Here is a 19801-nt window from a genome sequence, read left to right as displayed (position 1 = left end):
AGTGTGGCAGCTTGGAAATGCTGACTTATCATTGTTTCCTGTTAGACTTGTACCCCACTCCGTATTCTCTCTTCGTCTTGTTCAAAAATCAAATAGGAGTCCTATAGTATAAGATGTGTTGCCCTTGAAGATAAGTACTGATTTATAAATAGTCTTATATCAGATAAAGGAGAACACGCTGCCGTGTTCCCCTAATCACGAGAAAAAGTATCCTTGAATCTGTCTTCTAATATTAGTACTTTCTTAAGTTGACAATGTTTTTATGCAAAACTGACTCCTAGTGTATAAGAAAAATCAGGATTAGAACTGTTACCAGAGAAAGTTCCGCCATTTTCAGGCAAGAAAGCATATTTACTCACTGAAATGTAGTACGTACCTGCACTCAGGGAACTGGTAATTAATGACGAATTGCTACCGCTACTATCGTCATTACTTTCCAGTAAATTCCCAATCCCAGTATCATCAAACAATCCCAGAACTGTATCTCCTGATGTCACTGTCTTAATAGTGACAGTTCCAGGATTTGCTAAAGAAAATTTAAAAAAGTCAAAATCGGGATCGCCCCCTGGTTGAACTGTGGCAATCTGGGCTGAAAGATTAATGTTTGAGCCTGATGATAAGGAACCTAACCCTTCAGCAGTAGCCAGTGTGTTGTTTGTACCTTCTCCAGCATTTTCTCTTTCAAAGAAAAGGAAATCATCACTATCAAGTCTGAGATTGTTTTTCCCCAGCACAATACCGATGAACTCATCTGGTTCTACTCCCGGTTTGTCTGAAAATATTCGTGTATTGCTGCCAACAACTTGTAGGCGATAGTCTTGTAAAGATCCTTTGAGTTCAATTTGATCTTGGCTAGAGTCGAAGTCAGTAATAGTAGCGTAGTCCCCAAAGCCAGGATTTACGCTGTTGTTATCGTCGTAGAAAATATTTACAGCGTCTCCCAAAATAAATCTATCTGCCCCAGTTCCACCAGTTAAAGTATCAGTTTCTCCTAATCCGGGTGGAAGCGGACTACCAGGAAAAGTACCGATGAGGATATCGTTTCCAGATCCCCCATTGAGTATTTCATTACCCGGCCCGCCTTGTAGGCTATCATCACCGTCCTCACCATTAAGGGTATCATCGCCATTACTACCGTCTAACGTATCATCACCGATTCTTCCATTTAGAGTGTTATTAGAAGTATTACCAAAAAGGAAGTTGTTAAAACTATTACCGGTCCCAGTAATATTGCCACCTTCTCTCAGCCTCAAGTTCTCCAGATTGGCTCCTAGTGTATAGGTTACAGAAGACCGGACGGTATCTATGCCTGAATTCGCAACCTCTGTAATAGTATCAAAATCAGTGTCAACGACGTAAGTATCATCACCTAGCCCTCCATTCAAAGTGTCAATACCTAAACCGCCATCAAGTGTGTCATTGCCATTATTACCGGATAATCGGTTATTTTGGTTATCGCCAGCAATGCTATCATTTCCATTTGTACCGATGACATTATCAAAGTTGACTGCGGTAAATGACAATGTTCCCAAACCAGGAACCTTATTAGCAGCCAAACTTTGGGTTTGCAGGTTAACGGTGATAAATACCCCAGGCAGAGATTGAGATGCATCAATGGTGTTGTTGGCAACCTTAGCGTTAGCAATGACCTTTTCCACTTTAAAGAGTTGGTCTTTTCCCAATCCGCCAGCTTTTTGAATGGTTCCAACACCTGACAAGGTAATACTTTGACTTAGTTGACTGTAATCTGCGGTATCAATGCCATCTCCACCATCAATGTTGTCGTTACCCTGACTGCCTTTGAAAGTGTCACTACCTGCACCGCCTTTTAAGGTATTGTTTCCTGTGCCTCCATCAAGTGTATCATTGCCATCTCCACCGCTGAGACTGTCATTCGCCGTTCCACCTGCGAGGGAATCGTTACCAGCCAAACCATTCAAGACATCGTTACCGGAGGTACTATTGGCATTACCACCACTAGCCCAGCCAACTATCGTATCATTTCCCGAACTCCCATTTATTGTGTCAGGATTTGTAGTACCGAAAACCATTTTATCTCTCCTATCTCCTAAATTTCTCACTAAATATGTAAGTTCAGCATCAATCAAAAAACTGTTTATTAGTTCAATGTAGATTACTTGTCATTTACGTAATTTCATGTTAAAAAACATTAATTATTTAATTAGGAACTTCTCAAGAAATAAATATCCAATTACTTACTGTAGGCTGATCCCAAAAGCCAGCCTTTGATTGCGAGCAAAACGCATACCTAAAAAATTAAATAATTTATTTCTTGACAATCCATTAAATTAATTACACAAATAATCAAGTAATTAGGTCAAACATTTTAGTTTGTTTCCAATTTTTGAACCCATGCTGTAATTATTTAATTATCATGAAGTACAAAACTACATAAGTTTTATTATTAAATCTTAAAAATACTTAATTAATCCAAATAGATCGATATATCCCAAATCTGTATTTGGAGCAATAGCCCATGTTGAATTGCAAGGGGACTGAAGCCAAACCAGAGCGCGTAAATAGGGGACTCTTGAAAATTTGAATTGAAGATTCAGACCTCAACCAAATTTTACTTATTTTTTTCTCTAATACCTAGAGGAGACTTATATTCGTTCCGTTGCTAAAATTTTGCATAGTCTCTAGTCTATAAAAAATGCTTCGATACCGTAACCAAACAATATTTATTATTATTTCTACACTCATCGTTGTACCGATAGGATTTTTGTTTAAGTATTATAATGGACCTGCCCATCACTGGTTTAATGATTACGGAGCAGCTGTATTTTATGAAATATTTTGGTGTCTGTTCGCATTTTGGTTTTTCAGAAATCGAGCAGCAGTAATCCAAATTCCTATATGGGTTTTTGTCATTACCTGTATACTAGAATTCTTACAACTTTGGCATCCGCCACTATTAGAGCAAATTCGCGCCACCTTAATAGGTAAATTGTTACTTGGTACGACCTTCGTTTGGTGGGATTTTCCTCATTATGTATTGGGTTCTATTTTAGGCTGGTTGTGGCTGCGACAATTACACGGAATAGGTGATGCAAAAAAAAGTCAAAGTTAAACCTAATTCAAAACAGCAAAAAATTGAAGAACAACTTGATGGTAGTCTAACTGTTTATTTAAAATCGCCCCCAATTGATGGTAAGGCTAATGAAGAGTTAATTAAACTACTAGCAGATAAATTTGATGTACCCAAGTCTCATATCAGAATTAAGTCAGGTTTCTCCTCTCGGCAAAAGCTGATAGAAATTAATACGAATATCTAATTGCTGCTTCATAATACCTTTTTTGAAGACTTTGCTGCCTTCTGAATGTGAGCTATATTCCACCCAGTACATTCTCTACTAGAGATAAGAAACCAGAGATAGAAACTTGCAAAATCTAATTTTTATGCCTCTGTAATACTGATATACCTTGGTTGAGTTTTGACTCTTTCTATCCAAGCTTGGATAGCAGGATATTGTGTTAAATCAAACCCACCTTCATTAGCTACATGAGTATAAGCGAACAAGGCAATATCAGCAATCGTATAACGTTCTCCCACAAAAAAATCTTGAGAAGTTAAATGTTTATCCATCAAGTTAAGTGCTGCATTTCCTGGTTTACGTTTTTGTTTGATAGCTTCACTATATTCTTCAGCTTTACCTAGAATAGAAATCCAAAATCTTGATGTAGCAATAAAAGGCTCATGGCTATATTGTTCAAAACATAACCATTGCAGTACCTGCGCTCGTAAAAAGCGGTCATAAGGTAAAAACTCTGTACCTTCGCTCAGATAAACCAATATGGCATTTGATTCTGCCAAATATTTCCCTGCCTCGATTTCTAGAACAGGTATCTTACCGTTAGGATTTTTACTCAAAAATTCTGGTGTTTGAGTCTCGTTCTTCAAGATGTTAATCTCTATCCTTTCAAAAGGCATACCTAGTTGTGTCAATAAAAGACGTATCTTATAACCATGACCAGAAGGTAAAAAATCGTACAAATGCAGTAGTTCCATGTTAAAATACAGTTAGGAATATTTTGATAAGCGAATGTTCAAAATACAATATTTTACCAAAAGATTTTCCCAAAACCGGATATTTTTTTTGTATTTGATATCTGAACGTACTACATAAAATTATTCGAGAAAATAAAAAAATATTATTTATTTCTAGATTGAGATGTTTAATTTAGTTAATGGTCGAAAAGAAAACTATGTGTGGAAGATTTACTTTAAACCAGTCAGCAGCAGGATTATCTAAAGTTTTCCATGTCGAGTCAGTTCCCGATTTGGCAGCCGAATATAACATTGCGCCTACGCAAATGGTGGCGACAGTGTTACAAAATCCCGAAAGCGAAAAGCGGGAATTTAAGCAGTTACATTGGGGATTAATTCCGTCATGGGCGAAAGATGCAGGAATGGGGGCAAAGCTGATTAATGCTAGGGCAGAAACTGTTGCCGAAAAACCTGCTTTTCGTTCGGCTTTTAAGCACAGACGCTGTTTAGTGCTGGCTGATGGCTTTTATGAGTGGCAACGCCAACAAGGTAAGAAGCAGCCATTTTATTTTCATCTTCAAGATGAGCAACCCTTCGGTTTTGCAGGTTTGTGGGAGAGATGGCGATCGCCTGCTGACGAAGAAATAATTTCTTGTACAATTTTGACAACGGCAGCTAATGAATTACTCCAACCCATCCACGAGCGGATGCCAGTGATTCTAGAGCCGCAAGATTACGATTTATGGCTAGATTCTCAAGTGGAAACACCCCAAACCCTACAGCAGCTATTGCGTCCATATCCAGCGCCAGCAATGATTGCATATCCAGTTAGCACCTTGGTAAACAACTCTCGACATAATAGTTCAGAATGTATCGTACCCCTGAGTGAGAAGAATGCCCCCGCAAATCAGTTAAATTAACTATTAAGTGAACTAAGGGTTTAGGAAGACAAGGGGATAAAAAAGCGTTTTCCCAATGCCCCATGCCCAATGCCCCATGCCCAATACCCAGAGACAAATATGCCAAGAACACAAAAAAACGATAATTTTATTGACAAATCCTTTACTGTGATGGCAGATATAATTCTAAAGATCCTGCCAACCAACAAAAAAGCTAAAGAAGCGTTTGTTTATTATCGAGATGGTATGTCGGCCCAAGCGGAAGGGGAATATGCTGAGGCGTTGGAATACTATGAAGAAGCTCTAACATTAGAGGAAGATACCAACGATCGCGGCTATATTTTATATAATATGGGGCTAATCTATGCCAGCAATGGCGACCACCAGAAGGCTTTAGAACTATATCACCAGGGAATTGAATTAAACCCACGTATGCCCCAAGCCTTGAACAACATCGCTGTAATTTACCACTATCAAGGCGAAAAACAAAAAGAAGCTGGAGATGACGAGGCTGGTGAAGCACTTTTTGACCAAGCAGCAGACTATTGGATTCGTGCGATTCGCATGGCCCCCAATAACTATGTTGAAGCTCAAAACTGGCTGAAAACCACCAAGCGATCGCAAATTGACGTATTCTTCTAAAAGTGATGAATTAGGAATTATTAATCAATCACTTCTAACTTCTATGTAGACGCGATTAATTATCGCGTCTCTAACTCCTAACTTTTGTACAAACGCGATGCCAGTCGCTACAACGAAGAGCCACTCCATTGGGCGGCCAATGCCCGACTTGAAGGAAGTGTCGTGGGAACCCCCCGAAGTTTGGATTGGAGGCTTCCTCCGCTCCAACTTCTCTTTGCAACGCGCTGGCTCATTAATCGCGTCTCTAACTCCTAACTAAAAAAAGATGATTGACCAAGAACAAGTTCACAAAGTAGCTAATCTTGCTCGTTTAGAATTGACTTCACAAGAAGAGGAACAATTCACTAGCCAATTGGGAAGTATTCTGGACTATATCGAACAATTGAATGAACTTGATGTCAGTAATGTGCTGCCAACAACACGCGCAATTGATGTCAGCAATATCACACGAGAAGATGAATTACAACCCTATCTTGATCGGGAAAGTATTCTTAACAGTGCGCCGGAACAGGAAGGCGAATTTTTCAAAGTACCAAAAATTCTCAATGCTGAATAGTCAAACAATTTGGGATTTTAGATTTGTTTCACGCACAAAGGGTAGGGAAGCAAAACATACATAAGTTGTGTTAAACATTTGTTTATATTATTGGCAACTATTAAAATACTTGCTCGTACTGCCCAAGTATGTTATATGTCTAAATCTGTAATCACCGTTACCGTCAAGTTGTTCGCTGCTTATCAAGAAGCCTTTAGGGTTTCGGAACTGGTGCTGGAATTTCCTAATAATATACCAGTCAAAGCAGTATGCGATCGCCTCATAGCTGAACACCCTGAACTCTCACAATGGCGAGATATAACCCGTTTTGGGATTAATTGGATATTTGTTGAACCAGATACCTTACTACAAGATGGAGATGAGGTTGTGTTGATTCCACCAGTCAGCGGCGGCTAGGAAAACAGTTAGGAGTGATCGATTAAAGATTCATTCCAAGAGAATTGGTCTTGGCAGTTAGCTTTATTAAGTTATCTAACTCTTGCTGCATTTGACTAACAACTAATTCATAACATTCATTGACATACTGGCGATCGCTAGCTGCTTGGCGACCGTAGCGTTCAAATACAATTGGTGGACAAACTCGCGTATGTATGGGCACTGGTAATGGAATATTCGGCAATGGCCCAATTCCTAATCCCCAAGGTAGTCCAAGATAGATTGGAAAAACTTCTGGGTCGATATCTAATAGCCAAGGCATTCCCCACTCATGAAGTTTCTGCACAACTTTGTAGCAGTCAGCAATTATAATGAGTGTATCGTGAGCGCCCCAGGATATCACAGGCACAATCGGCGCATTTTCCCGTAACGCTAACTTGATAAATCCTTGTCGTCCTGCTAAGTAAATTTTGTTACGTAAATAATTCGGTCGGAAGAGATCTTCGGCTCCACCAGGATAAACTAGTAGACTCGCTCCAGAGCGTAAGGCAGTGTAAGCCATTTTTGGATGAGCGATGATTGCTCCAGCCTTAGCAACTAATTGGGCTAGTGGCGTGCTAACTTGCCAAACCTTGGGATGCATCAAACCATAAACTGGTTTCTCTACACCAAATCTTCGGAACCAGTCGTACATCATCATTGACATATCAGGCGCTGCGAGTCCACCATTGTGCGAACCAACAAATAGGACTTTTTGTTGGGGTGGAATATTCTCCCAGCCACTAGTTTGAACTTGGAAATAGTACTGATACAAAAAGCCAAACAGCGGCATCAGAGATTCTATGAACTTTGGATCTCGCTCATCCAAAGACCAACCGGGTTTTTTGTTTAAGAAATGTTGCTTTTTTGACATTGATGCATTTTAACAAGATTGACAAAGTTAAAATAATCCCTTGTTTAGATATAACTCAATACAGTTGGTTAAGGCTAAAACTCTGTTATTAAAATCAATGTAGACGCAATAAAAGTTGATTTTCCTTAATTGCGATCGCTTAATCATCAAACATTTTTAGAAATTAATTATGTGTTATCCATAACTTTTGTAGAGACGTCTCTACATTTTTTTTCACTCGTATTTCTTTTACCACACAACGATTAATTTGCTGATGTCTATCGAGTAGTTGTTGGTTTTGAACGCTGCTGCTGGTAAAAACCCACAACTTTTTGAAGATATGTAGCAGTAAATCCGCTGTTGCAGCCTCTATAGCTGCCAGTCATCCACCAACAACCGACGCCACGGACAGCAGCAGTTTCATTATTATTAGTGGCAATAAATTGCTTGTTTAACTCACGGCGCGTGATGCAAGATACAACTTGGCGTGCCGTCGCTGGACTGTTTTCAAACTGCGTTGGTGTTAGTTGTTGTTTGAGACAATATTTCGACCAGCCTTTTAAGGTTTCTGGTTTAACTTGCCATTCACTGTAAAGTCCATCATTGGCAATGCCGGTCTGTGGTGCAGCTAGTCGTAGCGCCTCTACCATTGCTGCAACTTGGGTATCAGAAACCTGTTGTTGTGCTTGAGCTAACAATGATGACAGTCCGAAGCTGACAATCATTCCGCTAAATAGTAATGCTATTGGGTTTCTCCTCATGATTTTGGACTTGTTTTTAGATACCAATATGTAGAATACTACGTTTTTACACTTAGCAATTATTTTTGAATTGTGATGCTGGGTTCCAAGTGCCGTGGAAGCTGTGGGGAATAACGCTAGGTAATCTTAGTTTGCAAACGGGTTCTGCATCCAAGCGATCGCTATCAAATACCCAAACTTCACTACTATGAGAATTAGCATCGTATACAACGGTTAACACCCAACCTTGATCAGGGTTTTGGGCATCTTGAGCGTAGATGGGTTCTGAAGGATAGCGGTTTTCTCCTAAGTCTGCTTCGGTGATGGTTTCGGTTTTGTAGTCAAAGCGGGCGATCGCACCGAACCATTCTTTGTCTATATTGCCTCTTTGGGGCATTAATGATAGATAAGTATAGCGCCAAGGTTGCCCAACTTGCGATTGCTGCACTACGGGAAATTCACACTTGCGGTTGACAACTTCCTGTATTGCTATCACTTTGCCAGTTTGAGGATTGAGGCGCACTTGCCACAATGTTCCTTTAGTAACTGTGTGCGTCTCACCAGTTGCGAATTCTGTGAGATACTCATTAGTCTGATGAAAATCTGCATATCGCACCATGTCCAGAATCACGGAACCGTCTTTATCTTCATAGCCGTTGCCAAAATGCCAATTGAACCAGGCATCGGTTTCACCACGACTCACTAAGGATAAGTTTTCCCGGTCAAAGATTAACATCTGGGTTCCTAACTGAGGTTCCCACAACAAGGATTCACTAAAGGTAGTCACACCTAGCAAAAGTGAGAGCATTTTCATCCGCATCGGTGGCATGAAAAATACCAGATACCTTTGAGTTAAAACAAAATCATGCATTATCGAGTAGCGATCTAGCTTAAAAGCTGTTTTTTGGATAATTTTGCCTGTGCGATCGCTTTTATAGAGATTCAGTTGTACAGAACTTCCGATACTGATTCCAAAGTTAAAAATCTCGCCTGTTTGTGCATCATGCTTGTAATGAGCAGAATAAGGTAATCCGTTATCCAAAGCACCTAAATTATCTAATCCCTTCGTTTCTAGAGTTTGCAAATCAAGGCTATATGGATTGGTTGCTTCCCATAAAGCCAACAATTTATCAGGTAAAGCCAAAACTGAAGTGTTCGCTGCATTCTTGATTTGTTGACTCCAGCGCTTCCAGATGGGGCCTGGCGGATGCATACCATAGACACCATAAAGAAACCTATCCGCTTCAGTTTCAGCTTGATATTCTGCTGTTTGCACATAGCGATAGACTCCGGTAGCACCTGCATCCGTGAAATGAACGCCGAGAATTGCCCCATCTCCATCAAACCAATGTCCCACACGATTGCCACCGCGTTCTAGCCGTGCGGGGCCATTGCGGTAAAGAGTGCCACGCAAGCCATCTGGAATTTTACCAGAAAGAATTGACAGCTGAGTAAGGGGAAATTCTTTTGCTGGTTGCGCGATCGCACCAGCCCAGGATTTTTTTGTTGACTTTTTACTAATAGTCTGCATACTAAAACTTCTAAAAATATTGATAATGTAGACAATTGCATTTTTACATTGTTGCAATTTTTTAAGGATACAAAAAATGGGGTGAACATTGTTGTTTTATCAAGAAAGCCTGTTTTCCCCCTGCCCCCTGCCTCCTGCCTCCTGCCTCCTTCTCTGGTAAAAAATGCTGAAACTATTAAGATTAGAAGCATCTGCCTACTAAATACTTACTAAACTTTCCCACCCATGCCTCTGTCACGCATAGTAACGCTGATTGTCGGTCTGATCGTCATTTTGGGGCTAGTCCTATGGCTAATTGATTCCCTATCACGCCTCTATTGGCAATTGTCCTATTCGCCGTTGCTAGGCAATTTGTTGCTGTTATTGCTGATTCTCCTGATTGGAGGTTTGGTTGCGGCTTTTGTCTATTATGTATTGGTGATTCGGACTGGGGAAAAGCGATCGCGCCGCAACCCAAAGCGAGTGACTGCGGCGCAAGTTCCGGCTGGCAAATCTGACGCTGCTTCTACAACTCTCCAGGCTGTGCGGCAGCAGGTAGCGCAAATTCAAGATGAAGTCACACGCCAAGCTTTATTAAGTCGATCGCGAGAGATTGAAGCTAACCTATCACGGGGCGAAATTCAAGTAGTCGTATTTGGTACGGGGAGTGCTGGCAAAACTTCTTTAGTAAATGCGATTATGGGACGCATGGTTGGTCAAGTGGATGCACCAATGGGTACAACTCAAGTTGGAGAAACCTATTGTTTGCGGTTGAAGGGATTAGAACGCAAAATTTTAATTACAGATACGCCGGGGATTTTAGAAGCAGGGGTAGCGGGAACAGAACGCGAACAGATGGCACGAGAACTGGCAACAGAAGCAGATTTACTGTTGTTTGTGGTAGATAATGATTTACGCCGCTCAGAATATGAGCCGTTGCGGGGGTTGGCAGAAATTGGCAAGCGATCGCTCCTAGTTCTCAACAAAACTGATTTATATACAGATGAAGATAAAGAATCCATCCTTGCGAGATTGCGTCAACGGGTACGGGGATTTATTACTACTAATGATGTGGTAGCGATCGCAGCTAATCCCCAATCTGCACAACTCGAAACTGGTGAAATCTTCCAGCCGGAACCGGATATTGTGCCTTTGCTGCGGCGCACTGCTGCTGTTTTACGCGCTGAAGGTGAAGATTTGGTAGCAGATAATATTCTTTTACAATCTCTGCGATTGGGAGACGAAGCGCGAAAACTCATCGATGGCCAGCGTCGCCGTCAAGCTGACAAAATCGTAGAACGGTTTCAATGGATTGGTGCTGGTGTGGTATCAGTCACGCCGATACCAATGGTAGATTTGCTGGCAACAGCTGCTGTTAATGCTCAAATGGTTGTGGAAATTGGCAGAGTCTACGGCTGTGAATTGAATATGGAACGGGGACGAGAGTTAGCCCTTTCTTTAGCAAAAACGCTCGCTAGTTTGGGCATTGTCAAAGGAGCAATCCAATTATTATCTACAGCGTTGCAACTTAATATTGCCACCTTTATTGTTGGTAGGGCGATTCAAGGCGTGACAGCAGCTTATTTAACACGAATAGCTGGTAAAAGTTTCATTGAATATTTTCGTCATGACCAAGATTGGGGTGATGGTGGAATGACAGAAGTTGTGCAGCGACAATTTCAGATTAATCGCCGAGATGAATTTATTAAAGCTTTTATTCAAGAAGCGATCGCGCGGGTAGTTAAGCCATTAACAGAAAAATCTGAGATGATTGAGGAAGATACGGAAGCTAAGGATTAGAGTATGCGATTGAAGACCGTCCACATTTACCAAAACCCTGCAAACTAGATTGTAATCAACAAGAATCTATCCCACTATTATAAAAAGTGTTAAACCCGGACAAGAACTAATCATTTTTTGGGAATCAAATGTCAGTCAAGTTTTATGAAGCTTTTGGTCGAGAAGATGCGGTGTCTGAAATCATAATGCAATTCAAAGAACAAGCACTTAAGTTTCTTGGGCAAGTCGAAGCAACTCTACCAAGCAACTGATTGTGTAAATAAAATAGCGGTACTGGATAGATAAAGACTATTTCTCAAATGCCGCTACAATTCTGTGTTGATGTCAAGGAAAGTCGCTAAAAACTCATGAATCAAACTATCAGACCAAAGTCGGTGCTTTTTCCATCTCTGCATTGTACTGACCCAGCACCTTTTGACTCAAAGGCATAAATGATTTGAGCAATTCCGGCAAACACAAAAATCCAGCCAAATACTAGCGCTGAAGTAACGAACGCAAAGAAGGGAAATGCGATCCCAATCATGCCTAGTACAATCATAACGATTGCGATGGCGTACCCCAATACTTCTCGGTTAAGGGGAAAAGGGGAAGGGGAAAGGGGAAAGAAAAAACCTTTAACCTTTACCCTTTAACCTTTTCCCCAAACCCAATTCCGATTTAAAAATGCACAAAGCGTGCAGTATTGTGGCGTACCCGCCCTTTCTGGTGGCGATCGCAGTTAACCAAGCAGAATTAATCTGAAGGTTTTCCCTATTTTCAAGATCAGTGACTCTTATAAAAGTTCTCCTAGAGTCGTTTCAAAATTTTGAACTAGGCAATCCCGATGCCGCCTGTTACACCATAAACTTCTCCGGTGATGTAGCTGCCTTCTTGGGAAGCAAGCAACACATACACAGGAGCAATTTCCACAGGCTGACCGGGTCTTCCGAGCGGAACTTCAGAACCAAATTTCTCGATCTTCTCCTGGGTCTGACCACCACTCGGCTGTAGCGGTGTCCAGAATGGACCGGGTGCGACTGCATTAACGCGCACTCCCTTCTCTATCATCTGTTTGGCGAGAGATTTGCTGAAATTCTCAATGCCCGCTTTCGTCAGCGCATAGTCAAGCAGACTCGCTGAAGGTTGATATGCCTGAATCGAAGTGGTGTTAATAATTGATGCTCCGGGCTTGAGATGTGGAACGGCTGCTTTCGTAATCCAAAATAGCGCGTAGAGGTTTGTCTTCATCACTTTATCGAAATGCTCAGTCGTGATATCGCTAATTGATGGGTAAGATGTCTGTGCGCCAGCATTGTTCACGAGAATATCTAAACCGTTCAAAGATTGCACTGCATCTGTTACCAGCTTTTGGCAAAAATGCTCGTCGGTGATGTCACCGGGAAGCGCGACCGCTTTGCGCCCTGATTGTTCAATCAATTGGATCACCTCTTGAGCATCAGCCTCCTCGTTGGGAAGATAGCCGATCGCGACATCAGCACCTTCGCGCGCAAATGCGATCGCAACAGCGCGCCCGATACCAGAATCGGCTCCCGTGACCAATGCCTTCCGACCTGCAAGCTTTCCAGATCCAATGTAGCTCTGCTCACCGTGATCCGGTTGGGGCTGCATCTTTTGAGCAAGTCCTGGTACGGGCTGCGGTTGTTGGGGAAAGGGCGGAGTGGGATATTGCTGCCGGGGGTCTTGCATCTTTAATCGATCGTCTTTCATCACTTGTTCTTTTGATAGTTTTGCAATTCAAGACTCAAGTATCAAGCATTGAGGAGAACGATTCCTCACCCTTTGAGCAGAATAATGTTCCAGAGTATGTAATACTTAGGCGCGGGCTAATTGATGCGCTTGTAGCTATTGGGTTATAAACTCCCAGTTTACTAAGTAGTTTAAGAAAGGAATCGCACTAAGAAAAGCTGAAATAGTTGCCTGATAAGGGGTTTAGAAAACTAATAGTTTTAAGGTTGGGAATCAGAATAATCTGCAACTCTCAGTTTGCGATCGCTGCTTCATTAAGCTACATTTTTCCAAAGTGATAAAACCCTTGTAAATAATACATTTGCGCTTTTCTTAGTGCCATTTTGCTTTAGCCACCAGCCTCCAACACCAACAACTATTATCCCACCAAGGTCGCTAGGTTCTGGAACATGGGTTGAATCGGTATCGACCACAAGTTTAGCAAACGCTTGACCACCACTCTCAGAAAAAAGATATTCCTCAACAAGATCCCCTTGAAGCGCACCTCCAATTGAGAAAAAATTTCCGTTTCTGGCGTTAATATCTGCAATGGCGTTGGAGTTGAGAGCAAAATTCAAGATTTCGTTTGGATTGCCAGAAGTAGTGACGTTAAAACTTCCATAGTTTTTACCACTTCCCAAATCATTATAAATAGTATTATTAGGACTATTATTTTTCTGACTCAACACATTAGTAGGTGTTGAGACATCAAAAAAACCTAAAGTCTCTGTTGGATTTCCTGAACCCTCAAATCGTTGAATTTGCAAGGTTGCTGAAGTAACTCCTACTAGATTACCAAGATCGAATGTAAAATAGTTACGTAAATCTGCTCCGCGTATATTTCCAGTTACGTAGTTGAGATTATCGTTAGAATTAGAGCCGTAAAGTCCATCTTCAGCAGCCCACCAACCTCGGTCTGATGCAGTCTGAGTAAAAGTTGCTGCTTGGGCTGTATTCAGCGTTCCTAATCCGAACCCAACAATAGCAGACGTAATTGCTAATTGATAAAACCTTTTCATTGGATATCTCTTGAAATTAGAACCTGTTTAGTTGAAACTTACAAAGCTATTCTTTATCGAACAGAATTCAGGAGTCAGGAGTCAGAATTTAGAATTAATTCTCTCTGAATTGGCTGATAAATAATCGGCGTTTTTACACCCCCACTAAATTGAAATGTTGTAGTCCAAAAGTGCAAACTAGGAACAACCCATACTCTTCAATTTTTCATCTATAGACTAGTAATGAAAAATTATTTATTGGGTTAGCATTCTATTCAATATTGTTAGCTTTGTATCAGATTTTCAAAGTATTTACGCACATATAGTATACGTAATATTTAAAAAAGTTGTGAGTTAGCAAGGATGAATACATAAAATTAATATAAACTTTATATAATCTTTATAAATTATAACCAGATGAAAATAGTGGTTTCGGCTCTTTTTTATGTCAATTTTATTCTTAAAATGTTAGGAATCTTGTAATTCACTCTTTCTAATACTTAGGTAAAAATACTTAAATAAATCAATTTTGGATTTTAGTAACAAAAGTTCAAGATATATATTTTTCAAGCATTCCGGAAATAGAAGGAAATGTCAGAAAAACTAAATAAAAGGACTTACTGAGTAACCAGGTCATGACCTACCACATAATCGGTAAATTACTACAAGGGCGTTACCAAATTATCCAAAGCCTCGGTGCAGGGGTGTTTGGACAAACATACATTGCTGTAGACGTAGATTATCCAGAAAATCCCAAATGCGTTATTAAGCAGATTAAAGTTAACAGTTCAGAATCCGGCTACTTGGAGATGCTGAGGTTACTGTTTCTGACTGAAACCCAAACCCTCAAGCTTCTGGGAAGTCATGACCAAATTCCTGAATTTATCGCTTGTTTTGAAGAAAACCAGCAATTTTATTTAGTGCAAGAGTGTATTGAAGGACATGCGCTGACTGCGGAATTGCCTATCAATCAACAATGGGGGTGTTTATGGAGTGAAAGCGAAGTTGTAAAATTCCTGATCGATGTCTTAGGTATTTTGGAATTTGTTCACTCTCAAGGCGTGATCCATTGCGATATCAAACCAGAAAACTTGATTAGACGTACTGTTGATAACAAGTTAGTTATGATTGACTTTGGTTCAATCCAGTCGATCGATTTTGGCATAGGTGCAGAATTGCCCATTTATAGAATTCCCGTCACTTCATTGGGATACATACCGCCAGAACAATTTATTGGTCAAACACAGCCCAACAGTGATATTTATGCTTTGGGTATGATTGCCATTCAGGCTTTAACAGGGCTAGAACCATTACAATTAAAAACCGATCCTTCTAGTAATGAAATTTTTTGGCGTTCTCAAAACACGCCAGTCAACGATTATCTAGCTGCTGTTCTCAGCCAAATGATCCGCTACAATTACCAAGAACGCTTTCAGTCTGCGGGTGAAGTGCTGCGGGTACTCAAACAAATAATCTGGGAACCTCAGCCATCAGAAACATTAGAGGAAAATTCTCAATTTTCCCTAGAAGTAGCGAAAAATCCTGCATCTGGAAAATCATCCCCATTATTAACGGGAATGAAAGTCGGACTGGCAGCTAATTCTTTAGTGATGGGATTTGGTGTATATTCTTTAGTTAATACTGCACCTGCATATTCAGAAACAGATACTTTATATAAAGCTACAAAAGAATATCAAGCAGGGGATTTAGAAGAAGCGATCGCACTCGCTAAATCAATTCCCTCCCACAGCAATGTTTATCCAGAAGCGCAGGCTACAATTGAAGAATGGCAAGAGCAATGGCAAGTAGCTGCACAACAATACGAAACAGCACAAATAGCTTTTAATGAGAGCAGATGGTCAGATGTTCTTCATGCTGCTACTAAAGTCCCAAAAATTTATTATTGGCAATCTAAAATAGACAAAATAGTTCAGCAAGCTTCTCTAAACATTGAAATCCAGACGCAAGATTTATTAGCAAAAGCTTATAAAAAAGCTGCTGAAAAAGATTTTTCTGCCGCCTTACAATATCTGCGTGAAATTCCTCAAGAAAGTCATGCAGGTGCTTTAGTTCAAGACAAGTTAGCTGAATACAATCGAAAGCGGCAGATCAGAGCAGCCTACTTTTTACAGAAAGCCAATAAACAAGCATCTATTGGTGATTTCGATCGAGCTGTAAAATTTCTGAAAAATATTCCCCAAGATACCCTAGTTTATACCCAAGCTCAAGTCAAATTGAATGAGTATACTCAAAAACAACGCTTATTGACTAATAATCAAAACATAGCTTCCGGGAAAAAAACAAATTTCTTCCTCCCGAAAAACTTAATTACTAAGGTTAAATATTTTCCAGAAGTAAATTATCTTCAAGAAGTTAATATTCGGTAAATTTAGTAATTTGTAATGACCAAATAAAAAAGATATAAGCCCCTGAATTTATTTATGGAAAAGAAAAAATGCAAAGCAACATTAATTCAAGCTACAGATTTATCCGTGGGGTCTTGAATTTTGAATTTTGAATTTGCCGCAGGGGTTGACGCTCTTACTAGCTTGTTTCCCATAGAGGTACGATGGGGGACAAGGGGAATAACTCATGCCCAATGCCCTCTAATTTTTACCAAGGAACCACACCATTTTCATCAAAAAAACCTCCACTAGAACCATCATCAGGTAGAGTAGCTAGTCTTACTGCTGCGATCGCACCTTGCTCAACAGTGCGATATCCTTGGTATTGATTAATGTCAGTTGCGGTAAAACCTGGATCGGCAGCATTGACTTTAATAGGGGTATCTTTAAGTTCGGTAGCCAACAAAACTGTGATTGCATTCACTGCTGTTTTTGATGAGTTATAAGCAAGAAGCTTAAAGTCAGCAAATTCATAATTTGGATCGGAGTTTTGAGTCAGAGAACCTAAACCACTTGATAAATTCACTATTCGCCCTGCTTTTGACTTCTTTAAAAGTGGTAACAGCACTTTTATAACTGCAAACACTCCAAATACATTCGTTTCATAAGTATGTCGCAGTGTTTCAACATTAACTTGACTAGGTGGAAGGCGATCGCCATCACTTAGTATTCCAGCATTGTTCACAAGGATATCAAGTTTTCCGAATTCGCTTTCGATTTGTTTAGCCGCAGAGTCGATTGTTTTTTGATCGCTGACATCAAGTTGAATTGTTCGAGCATCGATCTGGCTGAGACGAAGTTTATTCGCCGCTTCTTCACCACGTCCTATATCTCTTGAACCAACAAGAATATTAGCACCTCTAGAACCTAGTTGGCGGGCAATCTCATACCCAATACCTTTGTTTGCACCTGTAATCAGGGCAACTTTACCTTTTAAATCTTCTGACATATTACTTCTCTATTTTGATTGACACTGACAACTGTTACTATCTTGGAGTAAGTTTAATGTAGTGTATAAGTAGTATATATAACAATGGGGAGGAATATACTTCATTTACTTGCAAAGTGCTGTATCAACACATTTAAGATTTAGTAATCCTACACAAGTAGTGATTGATTGTGATGTTTGCACTAGTAGTAAGTCATACTTAAGATAGCTGTTGAGAGAATATTTGCAGCTTAAAGTAGCAATTGACTCAAAAATTCTTGCAAAAGGTAGATATGCAAACCAAACAGCTTGGTAATTCAGAGCTTAACATTACCCCAATCGGCTTTGGAGCTTGGGCGATTGGTGGAGGTGGATGGGCTTTTGGCTGGGGAGAGCAAAATGACCAAGAATCGATCGCAGCAATAAATCGTGCTCTTGACCTCGGCGTTAATTGGATTGACACCGCAGCTGTCTATGGTTTAGGGCATTCTGAAGAGGTTGTTGCTAAGGCACTCAAAGGTCGATCTAGTCGCCCTTACATTTTTACCAAATGCTCAATGACTTGGGATGAAAAGGGCGAAATTGGTCACAGTCTGAAGGCGGATTCTGTGCGAGGGGAGGTTGAAGCCAGTTTGCGCCGACTCAACATAGAAACTATTGATCTCTATCAGATTCACTGGCCCAACCCTGACTCAGAAGTTGAAGAAGGCTGGACGACTCTGGCTAAACTCAAGGATGAGGGTAAGGTTCGCTATATCGGGGTTTCAAATTTCAATGTAGAACAGTTGAAACGTATCCAGGAAATTGTACCAGTCACTTCATTGCAACCGCCTTATTCGCTGGTTAAGCACGATGTCGAAAAGGAGATTCTACCTTTTTGTAAGGAAAACAACATAGGTGTAATTGTTTATTCACCTATGCAATCTGGTTTGCTTACAGGAAAGATAACACCTGAGCGAGTTGCCAATTTTCCAGATAATGATTGGCGCAAAAACAATAGTGAATTTCAGGAGCCACGTTTATCTCGTAACCTGAAGTTAGTTGAGGTGTTGCAACACATTGGTGAGCAACATGATCGCTCATCAGGTGAAGTGGCGATCGCTTGGACTTTAAATAATCCGGCGGTGACTGCGGCGATCGTTGGCGGACGCAATCCCAAGCAGGTGGAAGGAATTATTGGTGCTGGAGACTTTCGCCTTAATCAGCAGGAACTAAATGATATTGACACTTTCCTGCGCGAAAATCCATAAAATCTCGACTGGAAAACCTTATAAACCCCACGGCTTTTGCTAGGGGTTTATTTAATATTTTTATTCAGCAACCGCTAAAAGTTATTTTACTTTGTCGCTACACCGATAATATAAGGACTAACAATTGGCAATTGTGCATCAAATCGCTCATAATGGATGTTACTAAAACCAGCATTTCCTAATGCTATCCAAGTTTCTCTATCTGGATGACAACCATTACCTATTGCTTTCCCTATCGGACTAATTGTGTTTTGTCGTTGTCGTAATAAACTTTTTTGAGGTGAGGCGACATGTTCAATAAATAAGAAGCGTCCACCTGGCTTAAGTACTCTTAAAATTGCCTGCAATGTATAATCTATATTCGGCACTGAGCATAAAACTAATGTACTAATAACAGTATCAATACTGTTATCTTTGGCATCTAACCATTCAGCATTACCAATGCGGAGGTCAATATTTAAACTTAGTTTTTCTGCTTGTTTTTGGAGAGAGGAATGCGTATCTAAATTTGACTCGATTCCTATCCAGTGGATATTTTTAGGATAGTAGGATAAGTTAGCGCCTATTCCAGGGCCAATTTCTAGCACTTCACCTTGAAGATTAGCAAAAAGAGAACGTTTGCGATCGCTGACAATCTTATCATATTTTCTAGTATTTGCATCCATCATCCAGGCAAAAAAACTTTTGCCAAGGTTTGCAAAAATCTGATTTTTTGAATCTCCAATAATTTGGTTTACAGTCATTATCTACTTCCTAATTTTTGGGCCGAGAAATCGGGGTGCTAAACAACCATTTATAGCCTCAAGGTACAATACTTCATGTTTGTTGTACCTCACCCATTAGACTCACCTCATAGGATGAATTTAATTAACGTATTACGCCTAGCAATAGACTGCAAGATATCACAGAAGGCAGGAGGCAGGAGGCAGAAGGCAGGAGGTAAAACTATTACTATTCCTAGCTTTCACTCTTTTAAAATGTCCTAACCTATGTGACTACGGCTATATCCCTCTTCTGTCACTTTCCGGAATAAGCAAGTAGTTTAGGAGCTAAATCATCCAGAAGCATAAGA

Annotated in this window: 21 protein-coding genes; 11 read left to right on the top strand and 10 right to left on the bottom strand. The window is 40.4% G+C overall.

Annotated elements, in window-relative coordinates; translation table 11 throughout:
* Positions 1-260: 260 nt before the first annotated feature.
* Positions 261-2051, bottom strand: coding sequence for a calcium-binding protein (locus tag V7K79_RS07625; RefSeq protein ID WP_335046227.1), 1791 nt, complete (start codon positions 2049-2051; stop codon positions 261-263).
* Between the two features lie 623 nt (positions 2052-2674).
* Here V7K79_RS07625 and V7K79_RS07620 point away from each other — a divergent pair.
* Together V7K79_RS07620 and V7K79_RS07615 are read left to right on the top strand one after the other, a co-directional pair.
* Positions 2675-3091 carry a ribosomal maturation YjgA family protein gene (locus tag V7K79_RS07620; RefSeq protein WP_335046225.1) on the top strand — a complete coding sequence of 139 codons (417 nt, stop codon included), beginning with the start codon at positions 2675-2677 and terminating at the stop codon, positions 3089-3091.
* On the top strand, positions 3069-3296 hold the full coding sequence (locus tag V7K79_RS07615; protein ID WP_335046223.1) for a DUF167 domain-containing protein: 228 nt from the start codon (positions 3069-3071) through the stop codon (positions 3294-3296). The genes V7K79_RS07620 and V7K79_RS07615 overlap by 23 nt, the downstream gene beginning before the upstream one ends.
* Before the next feature lie 122 nt (positions 3297-3418).
* On the opposite strand, the gene V7K79_RS07610 is transcribed toward V7K79_RS07615, so the two are convergent.
* The gene (locus V7K79_RS07610) at positions 3419-4030 is read right to left on the bottom strand and encodes a glutathione S-transferase family protein (RefSeq protein WP_335046221.1); all 612 of its coding nucleotides are present in this window, start codon (positions 4028-4030) and stop codon (positions 3419-3421) included.
* A 197-nt stretch (positions 4031-4227) separates the two neighbouring features.
* Between V7K79_RS07610 and V7K79_RS07605 the strand changes: the two genes are divergently transcribed.
* The 5 genes from V7K79_RS07605 to V7K79_RS07585 all read left to right on the top strand — a co-directional run bounded on the left by V7K79_RS07605 (position 4228) and on the right by V7K79_RS07585 (position 6502).
* The gene (locus V7K79_RS07605; protein ID WP_335046219.1) at positions 4228-4929 is read left to right on the top strand and encodes an SOS response-associated peptidase; all 702 of its coding nucleotides are present in this window, start codon (positions 4228-4230) and stop codon (positions 4927-4929) included.
* A gap of 99 nt (positions 4930-5028) precedes the next feature.
* Positions 5029-5550, top strand: coding sequence for a photosystem I assembly protein Ycf3 (locus V7K79_RS07600; protein ID WP_335046217.1), 522 nt, complete (start codon positions 5029-5031; stop codon positions 5548-5550).
* 97 nt (positions 5551-5647) lie between these two features.
* The gene (locus tag V7K79_RS07595; RefSeq protein ID WP_335046215.1) at positions 5648-5809 is read left to right on the top strand and encodes a hypothetical protein; all 162 of its coding nucleotides are present in this window, start codon (positions 5648-5650) and stop codon (positions 5807-5809) included.
* Between the two features lie 6 nt (positions 5810-5815).
* On the top strand, positions 5816-6106 hold the full coding sequence (gatC, locus tag V7K79_RS07590; RefSeq protein ID WP_335046213.1) for an Asp-tRNA(Asn)/Glu-tRNA(Gln) amidotransferase subunit GatC: 291 nt from the start codon (positions 5816-5818) through the stop codon (positions 6104-6106).
* 135 nt (positions 6107-6241) lie between these two features.
* Positions 6242-6502: a MoaD/ThiS family protein gene (locus V7K79_RS07585; RefSeq protein WP_335046212.1), complete on the top strand. Its 261-nt coding sequence runs from the start codon at positions 6242-6244 to the stop codon at positions 6500-6502.
* Positions 6503-6524: 22 nt separating this feature from the next.
* Here V7K79_RS07585 and V7K79_RS07580 read toward each other — a convergent pair whose 3' ends face one another.
* The 3 genes from V7K79_RS07580 to V7K79_RS07570 form a co-directional block, all read right to left on the bottom strand.
* On the bottom strand, positions 6525-7394 hold the full coding sequence (locus V7K79_RS07580) for a lysophospholipid acyltransferase family protein (RefSeq protein ID WP_335046210.1): 870 nt from the start codon (positions 7392-7394) through the stop codon (positions 6525-6527).
* Between the two features lie 257 nt (positions 7395-7651).
* Positions 7652-8134 (bottom strand): hypothetical protein, encoded by a 483-nt coding sequence (locus V7K79_RS07575; RefSeq protein WP_335046208.1) that lies wholly within the window; start codon positions 8132-8134, stop codon positions 7652-7654.
* Positions 8135-8186: 52 nt separating this feature from the next.
* The gene (locus tag V7K79_RS07570; RefSeq protein ID WP_335046206.1) at positions 8187-9644 is read right to left on the bottom strand and encodes a carotenoid oxygenase family protein; all 1458 of its coding nucleotides are present in this window, start codon (positions 9642-9644) and stop codon (positions 8187-8189) included.
* 225 nt (positions 9645-9869) lie between these two features.
* On the opposite strand from V7K79_RS07570, the gene V7K79_RS07565 reads away from it, so the two are divergent.
* Both V7K79_RS07565 and V7K79_RS07560 read left to right on the top strand, forming a co-directional pair.
* Positions 9870-11423: a YcjF family protein gene (locus tag V7K79_RS07565; protein WP_335046204.1), complete on the top strand. Its 1554-nt coding sequence runs from the start codon at positions 9870-9872 to the stop codon at positions 11421-11423.
* A gap of 128 nt (positions 11424-11551) precedes the next feature.
* Positions 11552-11674 (top strand): hypothetical protein, encoded by a 123-nt coding sequence (locus V7K79_RS07560; protein WP_335046203.1) that lies wholly within the window; start codon positions 11552-11554, stop codon positions 11672-11674.
* A gap of 101 nt (positions 11675-11775) precedes the next feature.
* Here V7K79_RS07560 and V7K79_RS07555 read toward each other — a convergent pair whose 3' ends face one another.
* The 3 genes from V7K79_RS07555 to V7K79_RS07545 form a co-directional block, all read right to left on the bottom strand.
* Positions 11776-11961 carry a DUF308 domain-containing protein gene (locus tag V7K79_RS07555; protein ID WP_335046201.1) on the bottom strand — a complete coding sequence of 62 codons (186 nt, stop codon included), beginning with the start codon at positions 11959-11961 and terminating at the stop codon, positions 11776-11778.
* Positions 11962-12233: 272 nt separating this feature from the next.
* Positions 12234-13109, bottom strand: coding sequence for an SDR family oxidoreductase (locus V7K79_RS07550; protein ID WP_335046229.1), 876 nt, complete (start codon positions 13107-13109; stop codon positions 12234-12236).
* A 314-nt stretch (positions 13110-13423) separates the two neighbouring features.
* On the bottom strand, positions 13424-14167 hold the full coding sequence (locus V7K79_RS07545; RefSeq protein ID WP_335046200.1) for a hypothetical protein: 744 nt from the start codon (positions 14165-14167) through the stop codon (positions 13424-13426).
* Between the two features lie 614 nt (positions 14168-14781).
* Between V7K79_RS07545 and V7K79_RS07540 the strand changes: the two genes are divergently transcribed.
* The gene (locus tag V7K79_RS07540; RefSeq protein WP_335046198.1) at positions 14782-16533 is read left to right on the top strand and encodes a serine/threonine-protein kinase; all 1752 of its coding nucleotides are present in this window, start codon (positions 14782-14784) and stop codon (positions 16531-16533) included.
* 226 nt (positions 16534-16759) lie between these two features.
* On the opposite strand, the gene V7K79_RS07535 is transcribed toward V7K79_RS07540, so the two are convergent.
* Positions 16760-17500 (bottom strand): SDR family oxidoreductase, encoded by a 741-nt coding sequence (locus V7K79_RS07535; RefSeq protein ID WP_335046196.1) that lies wholly within the window; start codon positions 17498-17500, stop codon positions 16760-16762.
* 272 nt (positions 17501-17772) lie between these two features.
* Here V7K79_RS07535 and V7K79_RS07530 point away from each other — a divergent pair, with 272 nt between their 5' ends.
* Positions 17773-18729: an aldo/keto reductase gene (locus tag V7K79_RS07530; RefSeq protein WP_335046195.1), complete on the top strand. Its 957-nt coding sequence runs from the start codon at positions 17773-17775 to the stop codon at positions 18727-18729.
* 86 nt (positions 18730-18815) lie between these two features.
* Here the strand turns inward: V7K79_RS07530 and V7K79_RS07525 are convergent, their stop codons facing one another.
* Positions 18816-19472: a class I SAM-dependent methyltransferase gene (locus V7K79_RS07525; RefSeq protein WP_335046193.1), complete on the bottom strand. Its 657-nt coding sequence runs from the start codon at positions 19470-19472 to the stop codon at positions 18816-18818.
* Positions 19473-19801 lie beyond the last annotated feature (329 nt).

It is taken from the genome of Nostoc sp., assembly GCF_036917575.1.
Taxonomy (GTDB): domain Bacteria; phylum Cyanobacteriota; class Cyanobacteriia; order Cyanobacteriales; family Nostocaceae; genus Nostoc.
The sequence above is the reverse complement of the archived record's forward strand: the minus strand, read 5'-3'. Positions and strand labels throughout refer to the sequence as shown.